The sequence below is a fragment of the Streptomyces sp. NPDC107454 genome (assembly GCF_055582885.1).
The window spans coordinates 235,000-249,646 of the sequence record NZ_JBVJPA010000015.1 but is presented as its reverse complement, the minus strand read 5'-3'; the positions used below and the strand labels follow the sequence as shown (position 1 = coordinate 249,646).

Genomic DNA, 14,647 nt, shown 5'->3' with positions numbered 1-14,647 from the left:
CGTCTCTCACCGGAGAGGTCATGGTTGACACCGCCGGTTTCAACGCACGCAATATCGAGCAGTTCCGCGCCCATCACGGTCAGCTCGGTGGAGGGTTCTCCGGGGCCCCGGTGCTGCTGCTGCACACCGTCGGGGCACGCTCGGGTGCCGCCCGGGTGAATCCGATGATGTACCTGGCCGACCAGGGCCGTTACCTGGTCTTCGCCTCCAAGGCGGGCTCCGACCGCAATCCGGACTGGTACTACAACCTGCTCGCGCATCCCGAGGTGCGCATCGAGGTGGGCGACGACGTCGTCGCCGTACGGGCCGTGGAGTTGCGAGGTGCCGAGCGCGACACCGCCTTCGCCGAACAGGCCGGCCGCTACCCCGGCTTCGCCGGTTACCAGCGCAGGACGCGGCGGGTGATCCCCGTCGTCGCGCTCATCCCCACAGGTGAGGGCAGGGTGCCCGCCGATCGCACAGAACGGACGCCGTCGTGAGCATGGCCTATCTCGCCCAGCCCGATCAGCAGCAGAAGCTCGAATGGCTCGATGGCGGTCAGTTCGCCGTGCTCCTGGACAGTGCGGCCACCGACGGCCAGTTGACCGTGGGACGGTTCAGCGTCGCCAAGGGGGAGGCGCCGCCGTACCACATGCACACCCGTGAGGACGAGATCTTCATGCTGATCAAGGGCACCGCGCTGCTGTGGTCGGACGACGAGGAGATGGAGCTGTCGGAGGGCGGCATCGTCTACCTGCCGAAGAACGTCCCGCACGGCTACCGGATCACCTCCGACACCGCCGACCTGCTGATGATCTGCACGCCCGGAGGCATCGAGGGCATGTTCCGGCACGCCGGACGCGACATGTCGACCGCCCGGCCCGAGGGGTTCGAGATCTCCAGGGACCGGATGGCCGAGGCCGCCGACCTGTACGGCCAGATCATCCTCGGCCCGCCGCGCTGAGCGGCGGCACACCCCCGCCACACTCCCGCCGCACCCCCGCCTCACCCCTGCATCCGCCCCATCGAAAGGCACAGCCATGTCCGGGCAGCAACGCCGCGACCTCGACGAGATGCTCCGCCACGCCCCGCTCGACGTCGGAGGCGACGTGGCCGAAGCGCGCGCCGTCTTCCACAAGATGATGACCTCGATACCGCTGCCCCCCGATGTCACGACGACCCCCGGGCAGCTCGGCGGCGTCCCGGTCGTCACCGTCGAAGCGCCGGGCAGCGATCCGTCCAGGGTGCTGCTGTACTTCCACGGCGGCGCGTACGCCATCGGCTCCGCGGCCGACGCGGCGAGCCTGGCCGCGGATGTGTCCCGGCGCTGCGGCGCCCGTGCCGTCTGCGTCGACTACCGGCTGGCCCCCGAGAACCCGTTCCCCGCAGCCGTCGAGGACGCCGTGGCCGCGTACGGCGCACTGCTCGAACAGGGTGTCCCCAGCGCCCGGATCGCCCTCGTCGGCGAGTCCGCGGGCGGTGGACTGACCGTCGCGGCACTGGTCGCCCTCAGGGACGCGGGCCTGCCCCAGCCCTCGTCCGCCGCGGTGTTCTCGCCCTGGGCCGACCTCACGGTGTCCGGTGCCGGCGCGACCGGCAGGGCCCACCTCGACCCCGCACTGACCCCGGAGGCTCTGCGCACCCGCGCCCGTGACTACCTCGGGCGGACGGCCGGCACCGAACCGCTGGCCAGCCCGGTCTTCGCCGACCTGACGGGCCTGGCGCCGCTGCTCATCCAGGTGGGCTCGCACGAGATCCTGCTGGACGACGCCGTACGGCTGGCCGCCCGCGCCGCCGCCGACGACGTCCGTGTCGAACTCCAGGTGTGGCCCCAAGTCCCGCACGTCTTCCAGTCGTTCGCCGTCATGCTCGACGAAGCCGGCGAAGCGCTGGACTCCGCCGCCGCCTTCACCCGGGCCCAGTGGTCGGCCGCCTCGAAGGCCGCCGCCGAGACCGAGCCGGACGCCACGCCGGACGCCGCGCTCCCCTCTTGACCGCGATCATCCTCCGGACTCCGAAAGCAGCAGGAGTGGAACCGCTGTGGTCGATGTGAAGGTGATGCCCTTCGAGACCGAGGTCCGCACCCGCGCCGGGGATCTCGTCCGGGCCGACGTCTGCCTTCCCGTCGGCAGCGAGGGGCCGTTCCCCGTCGTCCTCGGCGCCTCCCCGTACCAGAAGGCGCTGCGGCACCTGCCTGCTCACGCGGTGTTCCCATTCATCGAGTATCCGCCTGGAGATCACCAACCAGGACTCGCTGATCACCGATGCGCCCATGACCCACTTCTACGGCCAGAAGGCCGGAACCGACACCTGTCACCACGACCGGTCGCGCCCCTCGGCGCTGCACCGGCACGAACGCCCGTGCCACTGAAGGGTTTTACCCAGATGTGGGAAAGGAGGTCTGCCGCGAGCAAGGCATCCGAATGATGATGACCGCATGGCACCGGCGAACAACTTCGGCACCGCTCTGCGAGGCTGGCGGGAGCGCCTTCCTCCCTTGGCGGCCGGGCTGGAAGCCCCCACCGACCGGCGCATCCCCGGTCTGCGGCGCGAGGAACTGGCCCGCCTGGCCGGTCTGTCGGTGGACTACGTGGTGCGGCTCGAGCAGGGCCGCGCCCGCAACCCCTCCTCCCAGGTCGTCTCCGCCCTGTCCAGGGCCCTGCGTCTGGACATCGCCGAGCGCAATCACCTGTTCCGCTGCGCCAACCTCGCGCCGCCCCCCGGCGGCGAAGTGCCGCTGCACGTGCCCCCGAGGGTCCACCGGCTCGTCCAGCAGCTGGGCGACGTGCCGGTCGCGGTCTACGCCGCCGACTGGACGCTGGTCAGCTGGAACCGGATGTGGATCGCCGCCATCGGCGACCCCCGTACGTACGGCTGGGACCAGGACAATCTCGTCGCCGGGATGTTCCGCTCCCGCGGCGGTCACCGGGTCGATTCCATCGCCGCCTGGCCAGTTCGGTCCTGGGCGGGCGACGAGGCCGAGGAGGAGTCACTCGTCGCCGACCTGCGGATCACGGCCGCGGCCCACCCCGACGACGCCCGCCTCACCTCGCTCGTCGACCGGCTGCTGCACACCAGTCCCCGCTTCGCCCACCTGTGGTCCAACGGCACCGCGGGCCTCCACACCGGCGACCGCAAAACCATCGAACATCCCGTCGTCGGAGACCTGACCCTCGACCTCGACGTCCTCATGGTCCCCGGCTCGGATCTCCGTATCGTCACCTACACGGCAATCACCGGAACCGACGACGCCGAGAAACTGGACGCCCTGCGCGCGGCCTGCGCCCGGTAATTCATCGGCGCGGGACTACCGCGACCACTGGGCGCCCTTCGTTCGGCGGGCTGCGACTCTTCGAGACAAGTGACGCCTGATCGCCCGGCCCGACTCGCTCGCCGAAGTTTCGGTCCAGCCGGTCCGTACGGCGAGGCCGAGGTGTAACACTTCCGGCCGAGTTCGCTCTTTCCATGCGGACGACCACGTCGGTCGGCCAGGGCAGGAGGCACGACTCGTGACGGACCTCCGGTGCGGCCCGGCTTCGTCCGAGACACCACAGTGGTACCGAGAGGACAGTGATCAGAGTCCATGAGCGGACACCGGCGCCGACCGCCGCAGCGTTCCGTCGGCGGCACACGTGCCGGGGGTGACCGCGCCACGGGCCGCCGTGCCGCACATCCTGACCAGGCCCCACGACAGGACCTGCCCGGCCGTGACAGGAGAAGGGCGCTACAGAAGAAACGTTGGATCGACTACCCGCGCCGAGACAGGACGGGCCCGCGCCGCTGGCTGCCGTCGGTGCGCCAACTGCTGGCGCTCTTCGTGCTCCTCCTCGGCAGCACGGCAGCGGCGGTCGGCTGTGCCTACGCCACGGTCACCATCCCCGACCCCAATCCCACGGCACTGCTGCAGAACAATGTCTACTACTGGTCGGACGGCACCGTCCTGGCGACCGACGGCAGCGTCAACCGGCAGAACGTCTCGCTCTCGCAGGTACCCGCCGACGTGCGGTGGGACTTCATCGCCGCGGAGAACGCCTCCTTCTACACCGACCCGGGCATCGACCCGCAAGGAATCCTCCGCGCCGTCGTCCACATGGCCGAGGGCGGCTCCGTCCAGTCCGGATCGACGATCACCCAGCAGTTCGTCAAGAACACCTACCTGGATCAGTCGCAGACGGTCTCGCGCAAGTTCAAGGAACTGCTGATCTCCACCAAGATCGGCGCCGCCATGACCAAGGAGCAGATCCTCCAGGGGTATCTGAACACCTCCTTCTTCGGCCGTCAGGCAAACGGCATCCAGGCCGCGGCCCGCATGTACTACGACCTCCCCGCGGACAGGCTCGACGTGAGCCAGGGAGCCTTCCTCGCCGCAGCGGTCAACGAGCCGAGCCTCTTCCAGCACGCGGACTCCGATCCCGCGGCCAGGGCACAGGCGGAAGCACGCTGGTCCTGGGTGCTCGACCGGATGGTGAAGACCGGCAAGCTGACGGCAGAACAACGGGCACGGTACGCGGCCGCCGGATTCCCGGTACCCAGGAGGTGGACCCCCGGTTCGGGACTCACGGGCGAGACCGGCTACCTGGTCCAACTCGCCAGGTCGTACGCCGAGACACACGACCCGACCATCACCGACAGCAGCCTGAGCAGGGGCGGCTACCAGATCCACACCACCTTCGACAGGAAGAAGACGGCGGAACTGACGAGGGCTGTCGCCGCGGTGCGCACGCAACGCCTCGACCCCGCCCACCGCTCCGTCGACCGGGACGTCCAGGTGGGAGCAGCCTCGGTGGAACCCACGACCGGCAGGATCCTTGCCGTCTACGGCGGCCCCGGCTTCGACCACGCCCACTACTCGGACAACGCCGACACCTCCGGCGTCCCGGTGGGATCGACCTTCAAGCCCGTCGTCCTCGCCGCCGCGCTCCAGCACGGAGCCGTACTGCAACCCGGCAAGTCCCCGGGGCCGATCACTGCGGCCAGCAGGTTCAACGCTGACGACGGCATCGAGATCAAGGACCAGCAGGGCAACCTCGTCGCCGACCCCAAGGACCCCACCGGACTCCTCCACCAGCACAACGACACCCCCCAGCGCTGGGGCTACATCTCTCTGCGCAAGGCCATGGAGCAGTCGGTCAACACGCCCTACGTGCAACTGGGAGAGGACGTCGGCTACGGGAACGTGGCGAGGACGGCACAAACCCTCGGCCTGCGCCCGGGCAGTCTCGCCGCCCCCAGCGCCGGCTTCTACATCGGCACCTCGACACCGAGCGCCATTCGCATGGCAGGCGTGTACGCGACCTTCGCTGCCGACGGGATGCGGGCCTCCCCGTACTCGGTGACGAAGGTCACCCACAACGGCTCGGCACTGGCCGGCTTCTCCGCCCCCGCCCCCGCGAGAGCCCTGCCGGCATCGGTCGCCGACAACGTGACCGACGTGCTCAGGGGCGTCATCGCCCGGGGCACGGGTACCAAGGCCCAGGCTCTCGGCAGGACCGCGGCGGGCAAGACCGGGACCACCGACGACTACCGTTCGGCCTGGTTCATCGGCTACACCCCGCAACTCGCCACCTCTGTCGTCCTCTTCCGGGAGGACTCGAAGCACCCACAGCTGCAGTCCCTGGCAGGCGTGGGTGGTCTGCAGAAGGTGTTCGGCGGTGACATCCCCACCGAGATCTGGACCCACTACATGCGCGACGCCCTCGCAGGTCTGCCCGATGCCCCCTTCCCCGCCCCCGTCGCCCTCGGCCACGGCACCGACGAGCCCGGCGCTCCCACGCCCTCTTCGTCCGCGGCCCCCGACAAGCGGAGCGGCAAGACCGGCAAGACCGGCAAGAGGGCGACCAGCACTGCCGCCCCCGCACCGGGCGCCCCGGCAACGCGCCCCAAGTGCCACCACCACCGGTGCCGTTGACCACGACAGCGCAGTGACCTGCGTCACAGCGGTCTGTCGCCCCGTGATGTTCGTCGGACACGGTGCGCTGTAGAGGGCGGCCACCTGTGTGACTGGTGTGCCTCATACGGCTTTTTCTGTGGCCTTTCCGGGCCTTCTAGGGGTGGATACGTCGTGGGTCGTCGTACGTCGCATGTGTACAGACCGCTGAACATGAAACGACGGGCGTGGCTGACGCTCGGTGCGGTGGTCCTGGGAGGCGGGGGCGTGGTGACCTACGCCGTCGCCAGCCCGTCCTCCGATCCCGGCGCGGCCGGCCGGGCCAAGCGGCCGGCGAAGGTGTACGACCTCGCGCTGAAAGGCAGCACGGGCGACAAGCGGGAGCTGCCGCGCACGGACACCGAGCGGTTCTCGATGCTCGGCGTCTCCTGGACGGGGGCGGGCAAGCGGCTTGACGGCGCGGCGCAGGTACGTACCCGCAGCCTCGCGACCGGGCAGTGGAGCGCCTGGCAGGACCTCGAACTGAACGTCGACCCGCTGGAGAACCCCGGCGCCGGAGTGCGCGGAGCGTCCGAGCCGTTGTGGGTCGGCCCCTCCGACGGCATGCAGGTGCAGGTCATCCGCAAGAACGGCACCAGCAGCTCCGCGCTGCCCAAGGGCCTTGAGGTCAACCTGGTCGACCCGGGGGTGGTGACCGACGCCGAGACCAAGGCCGGCGGCACCGCCGAGCCGGCCGCGTTCGTCGCCGATGAGAGTCCCGGCGCCACGGCATCCGCGCCCACCGACTCCGCCTCGCCCACCGACTCCGCCGCGCCCGGCGACGGCTCCACCGCCACGCCGACGGACGGCCAGACCACCACATCCCCGGCTGCGACGGACACGACGCCCGCGGCCACCGACTCCGCCTCGTCCTCCGTCCCGCCCTCCGCCTCGGCGTCCCCCACGGACACCGTGTCGCCGTCGCCGAGCCCGTCCTCCAGCGTGCCGCCCTCGGCGCCGCCGTCCACCGTGCCCGAGCCGCCGATCGTCTCGCGCGCCGACTGGGGTGCCGACGAGTCGCTCAGCCCCGAGGCGCCGGAGTACAACGCGGACGTGAAGGCGGTCTTCGTCCACCACACCGACGGGGCCAACGACTACTCCTGCGCGGACTCCGCGTCGATCATCCGGAGCATCTACGCGTACCACGTCCAGGTCAGCGGCTGGAAGGACATCGGCTACAACTTCCTCGTCGACAAATGCGGCACCATCTTCGAGGGCCGCAAGGGCGGCGTCGGTCTTCCGGTGTTCGGCGCACACACCTACGGCTGGAACCGGGAGTCCGCAGGCGTCGCGGTGCTCGGTGACTACACCTCCACCAGCGCCACCAACGCCACGCTGGCGTCAGTGGCCCGCCTGGCGGCCTGGAAGCTCGGCCAGTACGGCGCCGATCCCGCCGGAACCACCCGGCTGACCGCAGGCGCGAGCCAGCACAACTACTTCAACACCAACTTCACCGCGGGCAGCCAATACACCTTCCAGCGGATCTCCGGCCACCGGGACGGCTACAACACCCAGTGCCCCGGCGGCCTGCTCTACGACCAACTGCCGACCATCCGCACCTGGGCAGCCGGCCCGGTGCAGGGCTTGAAGGTCAGCTCGGTCGACGGCGCGGGCCTTTCGGGCTCGACGTACTACACCAAGGGCGGCATCACCGTCCGCTGGACGGCCACCACACCGGCGTCGTTGATCTCCAGGTTCGAGCTGCTGGTCGACGGCAAGACCGTCGCGACCACCTCCGGCACCGCCACCTCCGCCGGCGCCACCCTGGCCCTGGGCAGCCACACCGTCGCCGTGCGGGCCGTGCACCAGTCCGGCAGGACCGCGACCAGTGCCGCGCTGGCCGTCACAGCGGAGACGACCGCACCGACCTTCACCACCAACCCGAAGCTCTCCCTGAGCTCCGGCACCGTCAGCACCAGTGCCATCCCCGTCGCTCTCGGCTGGAAGGCCACCGACGACAAGGCCCTGCGCTATGTGAAGCTGCTGTCGCCCACCACCGCCACCTTCGGCCCGACCACGACCACCTCCAGCCGTACCGCCAAGTCCGGCGCCGCCACCGTCTGGTCGATGCGGGCCTACGACTACGCCGGCAACTACCGCACGTCCTCTCCCTCGTACTCCCCGGTGATCCTTCAGGAGACCGCCGCCACGAAGTCCGGCAGCTGGACCACCCGCTCCTCCACCAGCTACCTCGGCGGCCGGTCCTACTCCAGCGGTTCCAAGGGCGCCAGCCTCTCCTGGACCTTCACCGGACGCTCCGTCGCCTGGGTGGTCTCCCGCGCCGCCGGCTCCGGCCAGGCGTACGTCTACGTCGACGGCACCAAGATCTCCACCGTGGACCTGAAGTCTTCCACCACCCTGTACCGGCAGGCGATCTGGACCAAGACCTGGTCCGCCGCCGCCAAGCACACCATCAAGATCGTCGTGGTCGGCACCAGCGGCCGTCCCACCGTCACCACCGACAGCCTGGTCTACATCAAGTAGCCCCAAAGCGGCCTTCACGACCGGCGTACGTGGTCGTGAAGGCCGCTTCATGCCCGGAGCCGTGGCGCGACGTGGAAGGGACTCGGCCAGAGGTGATGTCGACCGTGGCCGTGTCATAGGCACCGGCGTGCCGTGCGTCGCACGCGTACTGGACGGTGCACTGGACATCGCCCTTGGCCTTCGGACGGTCGGTGCAGCTGAACGTGCCGTCCGTGGACGGCCGCCAGATGTCGACGGGGTCGCCCTGCTCGGCCACGCCCCTCGTATGCGGCGCCTCGCGCCCGGACCACCGCTGGTTGCGGACCGGCGCTCGGTGCCGTCCGTCGCGCCCGGAATGGAACCTCGGACATCTGTTCGCCATCAAGGAGAGCGGACGGGCTGCAGCGTACGGACGACATGGGGTGGCACACGGTGGACAGGCGAATCAGTGGGGCGGTGCTGGCCTGTGTTCTTCTCGCGACGGGCTTTGTGACGGGTTGCGCGGCCGAACCCTCGGCGGACTCCCGTCCCGGCACGGCGGCCCGGCCCGCACCGTCCGCACGGATTCCCCGCGGCGACGCGGGCGCGCAGGTGGGCGCCGAGGCCGCCTACCGCAAGTGGGGCATCAAACCACTGGCCGCCCCGCCCGCCCCGCCCGCGACCAAGCCGACGGGGCGGGCGGCTGCTGGGGGCCGGGTGCCGGTGATCAGCGAGATACCCACCAAGGAGAACATCGTCTTCCTCACGTTCGACGACGGGGCGGAGAAGGACCCGGAGTTCGTGACGATGATGCGGGAGCTGAAGATCCCCTTCACGATGTTCCTGACGGACTCCGTCATCCGCGCCGACTACGGCTACTTCAAGAAGCTCCAGCGACTCGGCAACAGCATCCAGAACCACACCCTGACCCATCCGAACCTCCGCACCCTGGGCGCGGCTGCCCAGAAGCAGGAGATCTGCGGCCAGCAGAAGAAGCTGAAGGACCAATACGGCACCACGCCAAGGCTGTTCCGTCCGCCCTACGGCAACTGGAACGAGGACACCCGGGCCGCCGCGGCGTCCTGCGGCATTGAGAAGATCGTCCTCTGGCGCGAGTCCATGCAGATCAAGAACATGCAGTACCAGGGCGCCGTCAAGAAGCTCCACCCGGGCGACATCATTCTGGCCCACTTCCGCGGGCCGTCCGAGCTCAAGGGCACGACGATGACCCATATGACGGCGAACCTGCTACGCCATATCCAGGAACAGGGCTTCACGGTCGCCCGCCTGGAGGACTACCTGTAGCCCACGCGACCGCCCTACGGCTGCCGGGGGATGCCCTCGACGACAAAATCGGGCCCGGCCCAGACGTACGTGGACCGGTCCGCGACGGCCGAGCCGCTCCGGTAGCCGTTGAACAGCTGAGGATTCCACCGCGGCCCCGTCGCAACTCCGATCGCCGCACTTCTCACTCACATGGTGTTGCACGCCCCGCTCTCAGCTTGGGAAGCTGCGGGCCCTTGCCGTCTGTTGACGGGCTGACCTGGGTGAAGGCCAGGGGCGTGGCCTACTCGTGCTCGGTCGCTTTCACATCCCTGTGGACACGCAGGACGGGCAGCCGCGGTAGCAGCGCCGCGACCTGACCGGGCCGGGCTGAACCTGTCGCGGGTCCCACTGGACGCGGGCGGGAGCCGCCTTCCCACGCCCCTGCCCCGCGAGGCGGTACACCGCTACGCGGACCAGTGGACGGGGTCGATCACGGACGTGCCCCCGCTCACGCACGAGGCCCACCACGATCACGTGCGCAGGGCCGTTCCCCCTCTGCGTCTTGAACGGTGCATCCGCATGCGCCCTGACGCCCGAGTGCCTGCCGACCAGGAGAGAGGTTCAGTCGTTGTCGTCGCCGCACTTGGGCTCGGCGAGCTTGTTCTGCCGGGCCGTTCTTGTCGGCGGGGACAGCAGGGTGCCGTCCTTGGCGACCGGCTGGAAGTAGTGGGCCAGCGCCCAGGCGGCCACGCGGGTGCCGGCCCGGCAGCCGGCTACGTCCGCCGTGCGGGAGTGGACGCCGCCCCACACACGGGCGTCGACGACATCCCGGTTGAGGCTGTCGGCGGACCCGTAGAACCGTGTGGTGCCGGTGACCTCGGAGGGGACGTAGAGGTCGATGTGCGAGGTGCCGAGGACGCCGGTCAGGGCGCGTGCCACGGCAGCGGCGACGGTCGTATGGCCGGCGATGTAGTCCGGGTGTGGTGGGGTGATGAGCAGCGGCTCCCAGGCCGGATCCGCCGTCGTCGCGGGGTTGCCGTCGGTGTCGGCGAGGCGGATGGCGGTGATCGGCCGCCAGGAGCCGTAGTGGAGCTTGGTGTTCCATGCCGTGACGACGGCATCGGTCGCCGCCGCGTTAACCGCGGCGAACAGCCGGGCCGTCTCAACGATGCCGAGCCGGTGCCGGGCGGCGCGGTCTCGTACGGCCGTTTGGGCCTGTTCGACCAGGTTGCCGCTGAAGAAGAGGGCGGTCTCGGTCTGCCGCGCACTCCTGCCCGAGCCGGTCTTCGCGCCCATGGTCTTCAGTTCCTGGACGTCCTCGGCGTAGGCGGCCGAGGAGAGGGCGGGTGGTCCACCGGGGCGGAACTGCTGCGGGGAGGTGAGCAGGAGGGGGCGGAGCCTGGCGAGCCAGGTGTCGATGAAGGGCTGGAACGCGGGCGGGGTGGGCCGCCAGACCCCCGGTGCGGGGGAAGCGGTGGACGGAACGTCCGCGAACCTTCCGTCCCCTTCCCGGAGTTCGAGGATGCGGGCAGCGGCGCGCCTTCCGTAGTCAACGCCCCGGTCTCTGGCCTGACCGGCCGGAAGAGCGGCGAGTGAGTTCGCGTAGGCGGTGTCGAGCCGCTCCTTGAAGGCAGGGAAGCAGGCGAGCAGCACGTCGTGGGCCGCGGTGGCGGCGGCCGCCGCGGAGGACGCCTTGGCCGGACCGCGCTCGCGCCACTTGTACAGGGCGTAGCCGCCTTCGATCCCCACCACGGCGTTGTACACGGCGACGGAGACGAACCCCTCCCAGATCGCCGCCTGCCCGGAGGGACGGGGGCCGAGGCTGGTCTTGATCGTGTCGGTGGCGATGGCGTTCCACTCGCGGACCACGGCTGCCGGGGCCGCCGCGGTCCGGATGTCCGCGTCGGGGGGACTCGCCGCGGCGGTGAGCGTGACGAGGGCGGTGGCCGTGACGGCGCAGACGAATCCCCGGACACGTGAACGCGGAGGAGCGGGAAGAGTGGCCTTTTGATACACAGCGTCCTCCATAGAGTTGAGTGCCCAAGGCTTAGCAACGGCCCACTGCGTGAGCAAGACAACTCGCCGCGAATCGGGCAGACCTGGGGCGCCCTCCCCCCCCGCTCCCCTGGTGACCCCGGTCCGGGGTTTTACCGCGAGCCGGTAGCCGACGGCGGCACCTCGACGACGAAGAACAGGAAGCAGGTCTTGGTCGAGAGGTCATGGAAGTCGTCGGGGAACAGGTCACGGGCGGCGGGACGGACTGCCCGTTGAAGGTCCAGTCGAAGGTGTAGCTGGTGGTCGCGAAGTAGTCGGGCCGAGGCTGCTGGAACGTGTAGGCCACGAAAGGGTGTTCCACCGAAGCGATCAGCCGGCCGCCGGGGCCTGAGCACTCGCCGCAACTCGGCCAGTGTCGGCCCCCAGTCCTCCAGATAGTGCAGCACCAGCGACGCGACCACGTCGTCGAACGCACCGTCGGCGAACGGCAGACGGTCGCTCAGGTCGACCATGTGCAGGGCTACGTCGTCACCGAGCCGCCGCCTCGCCAACGCCGGCATCCCGGCGCCGGCGTCGATTCCGGTGACGACGGCACCGCGGTCGCGCAAGGCGGCGGACAGGGGGCCCGAGCCGCAACCGGCGTTCAGGATCCGGCGGCCGGCCACGTCTCCGGCGAGGGCCACCATCGAGGGCCGCGCGTAGTACGCGTTCACGAGGTTGTTCTCGGTTTCCGCCGAGTACGCCTCGGCGGAGCTGTCGGACACGTCGGTCAAGTGTTCCATCGTCGCAGCCTGGTAGTCACATGATGCGCCGGACAGGCTCTACGCTGGTCGGCGACTGGATCGGGTGACGGGGGCCGGCGCGGTGACGTTCAGGGCGTGGCGCGGGAGAGAGTCCAGGGCTTTGGAGCGGGCCGCGGAAGGCACGGTTGACGACGAACCGCCACAGCCGCTGCGGCGGGACCGTGACTTCGGTGTCTTCTGGGTCGCGCAGACTCTTTCGGTCCTCGGGGACTCCTTCGCCCTGATCGCGTTGCCGCTGCTCGTGCTGCACGCGACCGGATCCGTCGCGCAGATGGGCCTGTTGACGGCCGTCGGCGGGGCGGCCTCGGTCGTGGCCGGGGTGTTTGCCGGGGTCGTCGTCGACCGGGTGGACCGCAGGAAACTGCTGGTGACCTGCGACCTGGTCTGTATGGCGCTGTACGCGGTGATTCCGCTGGTCTGGGTCTTCGGACCGCGGATCTGGCTGCTCTACGTGGTCCTGCCGCTGTGCGAGGCCGTCGGCATGCTGTTCTCCGTCGCCTACGTCACCGTCGTCCGCAACCTCGTCGGCGTCGAGCGGATCACGGAGGCCAACGGCAGGCTGAACGCGACCGCGGCGGCGGCCGGGGTGGCCGGTCCGGTGTGCGCGGGGCTGGTGGCGGCGTGGCTCGGGCCGGCCGCCGCCGTCGGCGTGGACGCGGCGAGCTTCGGTGTGTCGGCCGCCTGCGTCGGCTTCGTGCGGTTCAAGGGCAGCACCCGCCCCGCACCGGGACCCGTGGCCGGAGCGGGAGCGGTCCGGCGGCTGTGGACGGATCTGCTCGCAGGGGTGTCCTTCCTGGTCCGGCATCCGGTGCTGCGCGTGCTGACCGTCCTGCTGTCCTTCTTCAGTTTCCTGACACTCGGACTGAACGACCTGCTGATCTACCACCTCAAGCACGATCTCGGCCGCGACGACGCGGCGGTCGGCACCGTGTTCGCGGTCGGCGCGCTCGGCACGATCGCCGGGGCGCTCCTGGTGGCCCGGGTGCGCCGACGCCTGGGCTTCGGCCCGACCTGGATCGGTTCGGTGGCGGTGTGCGGATGCGCGCTGGCGGGTCTGGGCTGGGCCCCCGGCGTGCCGGCCGTCGCCGCCCTGACCGCGGTCTTCCTGGGCTTCGGGAGCGTGGCGGGCACCTGCTCCATGTCGCTGCGGCAGGAGGTGACTCCGGAGCATCTGCTCGGCCGGGTCACCTCGGCGTTCTGGACCTTGCACTACTCGGCGGCCCCGGCCGGCGCGGCCGTCCTCACCTGGGCCGCGGCGCGCCACGGCACGGCGGCGGTGGGTGTGGTCGCGGGCGCCTGCTGCGTGCTCGTCGCCTTGCTGGCCCTGCTCACCCCGGTGCGCCGGCCCCGTACGGACGGGGCCGGCGCACCGGTCGTCAGCCGTTGACCCCCGAGTAGTGGCCGAGGCTCCAGCGCCACAGCAGCCGCGTGCCCAGATAGGCGAGCAGTCCCACCAGCGGTGAGGCCGCCGCCAGCCAGTACGGCACCCCCGAGTCGCCGCCGTGTCCGGTCAGCACGGCGGCCGGGAAGTAGGCGACGAAGGCCAGCGGCAGCCCGAAGGTGAGGAAACCGCCGACCGCGCGCGGCAGCACGTTGAGCGGATAGCTGCCGAACGTGCCGAGCAGTTCCTCCAGCCAGCGCCCCCAGTAGTCGGCGGCCGGGAAGCGCAGCGAGGCGCAGGCCACCGCCGTGAACAGCGCCGCCTCCAGGAGCATTCCGCCCAGCACACAGACGGCGAGGTACGAGATCCGGGCCGCGTTCCAGTCCAGCTGGCTGCGGGTCAGCGCCCCCACCATCAGCCCGGTCGCCACCGTCAGATCGCCGATCGCGTTCGTGGGGAAGACGGAGAGCTGGAGCTGCCGGTGGACCGGCATCGGGCGGACCAGATACGTGTCGATCACGCCCTCCTGGATGTGCCGGGCCAGTCCGTGCACCCGGCCCAGGAGGAGCACGAACAGACCGTGCGCCAGCATCCGCGTCGCCGCGATCAGCAGCACGTCCTGGCTCGCCCAGCCGCCCATCCCGGTGAACCGGGTGAGCAGCACCGTCGCGAACACGATCACCGACACCTGCCAGATCGCGCCGATCGCGATCATCAGCAGGAACTCGGAGCGGTACTCCAGCTGTGCGCGGAAGTTGAGACGCGTGATGCGCCACACGATCCGCAGGGAATTCAGGGAGGTGCCGAGCCCGTCCGTCGTGTTCGGCCTGTGCGTCATGTGTGGTCCGTCCGTCA

Annotated in this window: 11 protein-coding genes and 1 pseudogene; 8 read left to right on the top strand and 4 right to left on the bottom strand. The window is 70.3% G+C overall.

Annotation, left to right across the window (positions count from 1 at the left end; translation table 11 throughout):
• Positions 1 to 20 precede the first annotated feature (20 nt).
• The 6 genes from ACZ69M_RS35775 to ACZ69M_RS35750 all read left to right on the top strand — a co-directional run bounded on the left by ACZ69M_RS35775 (position 21) and on the right by ACZ69M_RS35750 (position 8,389).
• Positions 21 to 479, top strand: a complete 459-nt coding sequence (locus ACZ69M_RS35775) for a nitroreductase/quinone reductase family protein (RefSeq protein ID WP_470056561.1) — start codon at positions 21 to 23, stop codon at positions 477 to 479.
• Positions 480 to 481: 2 nt separating this feature from the next.
• Complete coding sequence (locus ACZ69M_RS35770) at positions 482 to 943, top strand: cupin domain-containing protein (protein ID WP_470056676.1); 462 nt, start codon at positions 482 to 484, stop codon at positions 941 to 943.
• A 76-nt stretch (positions 944 to 1,019) separates the two neighbouring features.
• The gene (locus ACZ69M_RS35765; RefSeq protein ID WP_470056559.1) at positions 1,020 to 1,973 is read left to right on the top strand and encodes an alpha/beta hydrolase; all 954 of its coding nucleotides are present in this window, start codon (positions 1,020 to 1,022) and stop codon (positions 1,971 to 1,973) included.
• Positions 1,974 to 2,416: 443 nt separating this feature from the next.
• Positions 2,417 to 3,271 carry a helix-turn-helix domain-containing protein gene (locus ACZ69M_RS35760; RefSeq protein ID WP_470056557.1) on the top strand — a complete coding sequence of 285 codons (855 nt, stop codon included), beginning with the start codon at positions 2,417 to 2,419 and terminating at the stop codon, positions 3,269 to 3,271.
• A gap of 501 nt (positions 3,272 to 3,772) precedes the next feature.
• Positions 3,773 to 5,887 (top strand): transglycosylase domain-containing protein, encoded by a 2,115-nt coding sequence (locus ACZ69M_RS35755; RefSeq protein ID WP_470056555.1) that lies wholly within the window; start codon positions 3,773 to 3,775, stop codon positions 5,885 to 5,887.
• A 192-nt stretch (positions 5,888 to 6,079) separates the two neighbouring features.
• Positions 6,080 to 8,389 (top strand): peptidoglycan recognition protein family protein, encoded by a 2,310-nt coding sequence (locus tag ACZ69M_RS35750; RefSeq protein WP_470056553.1) that lies wholly within the window; start codon positions 6,080 to 6,082, stop codon positions 8,387 to 8,389.
• Here ACZ69M_RS35750 and ACZ69M_RS35745 read toward each other — a convergent pair.
• Positions 8,382 to 8,645, bottom strand: a complete 264-nt coding sequence (locus ACZ69M_RS35745) for a hypothetical protein (protein ID WP_470056551.1) — start codon at positions 8,643 to 8,645, stop codon at positions 8,382 to 8,384. The two genes, ACZ69M_RS35750 and ACZ69M_RS35745, sit on opposite strands and share 8 nt — an antisense overlap.
• A gap of 140 nt (positions 8,646 to 8,785) precedes the next feature.
• Here ACZ69M_RS35745 and ACZ69M_RS35740 point away from each other — a divergent pair, with 140 nt between their 5' ends.
• On the top strand, positions 8,786 to 9,652 hold the full coding sequence (locus tag ACZ69M_RS35740; RefSeq protein ID WP_470056549.1) for a polysaccharide deacetylase family protein: 867 nt from the start codon (positions 8,786 to 8,788) through the stop codon (positions 9,650 to 9,652).
• A 582-nt stretch (positions 9,653 to 10,234) separates the two neighbouring features.
• Here the strand turns inward: ACZ69M_RS35740 and ACZ69M_RS35735 are convergent.
• The gene (locus ACZ69M_RS35735; RefSeq protein ID WP_470056547.1) at positions 10,235 to 11,641 is read right to left on the bottom strand and encodes a vanadium-dependent haloperoxidase; all 1,407 of its coding nucleotides are present in this window, start codon (positions 11,639 to 11,641) and stop codon (positions 10,235 to 10,237) included.
• Between the two features lie 119 nt (positions 11,642 to 11,760).
• A pseudogene (locus ACZ69M_RS35730) lies at positions 11,761 to 12,390 on the bottom strand (class I SAM-dependent methyltransferase).
• Between the two features lie 121 nt (positions 12,391 to 12,511).
• On the opposite strand from ACZ69M_RS35730, the gene ACZ69M_RS35725 reads away from it, so the two are divergent.
• Complete coding sequence (locus ACZ69M_RS35725) at positions 12,512 to 13,798, top strand: MFS transporter (protein WP_470056545.1); 1,287 nt, start codon at positions 12,512 to 12,514, stop codon at positions 13,796 to 13,798.
• On the opposite strand, the gene ACZ69M_RS35720 is transcribed toward ACZ69M_RS35725, so the two are convergent.
• Positions 13,788 to 14,588: an ABC transporter permease gene (locus ACZ69M_RS35720; RefSeq protein WP_470056674.1), complete on the bottom strand. Its 801-nt coding sequence runs from the start codon at positions 14,586 to 14,588 to the stop codon at positions 13,788 to 13,790. The two genes, ACZ69M_RS35725 and ACZ69M_RS35720, sit on opposite strands and share 11 nt — an antisense overlap.
• Between the last annotated feature and the right edge of the window lie 59 nt (positions 14,589 to 14,647).

Excerpts from the sequence above, each read along its gene's own strand:
- ACZ69M_RS35775 (WP_470056561.1), top strand. The coding sequence starts at position 21 with ATGGTTGACACCGCCGGTTTCAACGCACGCAATATCGAGCAGTTCCGC.
- ACZ69M_RS35770 (WP_470056676.1), top strand. The coding sequence starts at position 482 with ATGGCCTATCTCGCCCAGCCCGATCAGCAGCAGAAGCTCGAATGGCTC.
- ACZ69M_RS35740 (WP_470056549.1), top strand. The coding sequence starts at position 8,786 with ATGGGGTGGCACACGGTGGACAGGCGAATCAGTGGGGCGGTGCTGGCC.
- ACZ69M_RS35735 (WP_470056547.1), bottom strand. The coding sequence starts at position 11,641 with ATGGAGGACGCTGTGTATCAAAAGGCCACTCTTCCCGCTCCTCCGCGT.
- ACZ69M_RS35750 (WP_470056553.1), top strand. The coding sequence starts at position 6,080 with ATGAAACGACGGGCGTGGCTGACGCTCGGTGCGGTGGTCCTGGGAGGC.
- ACZ69M_RS35760 (WP_470056557.1), top strand. The coding sequence starts at position 2,417 with ATGGCACCGGCGAACAACTTCGGCACCGCTCTGCGAGGCTGGCGGGAG.
- ACZ69M_RS35765 (WP_470056559.1), top strand. The coding sequence starts at position 1,020 with ATGTCCGGGCAGCAACGCCGCGACCTCGACGAGATGCTCCGCCACGCC.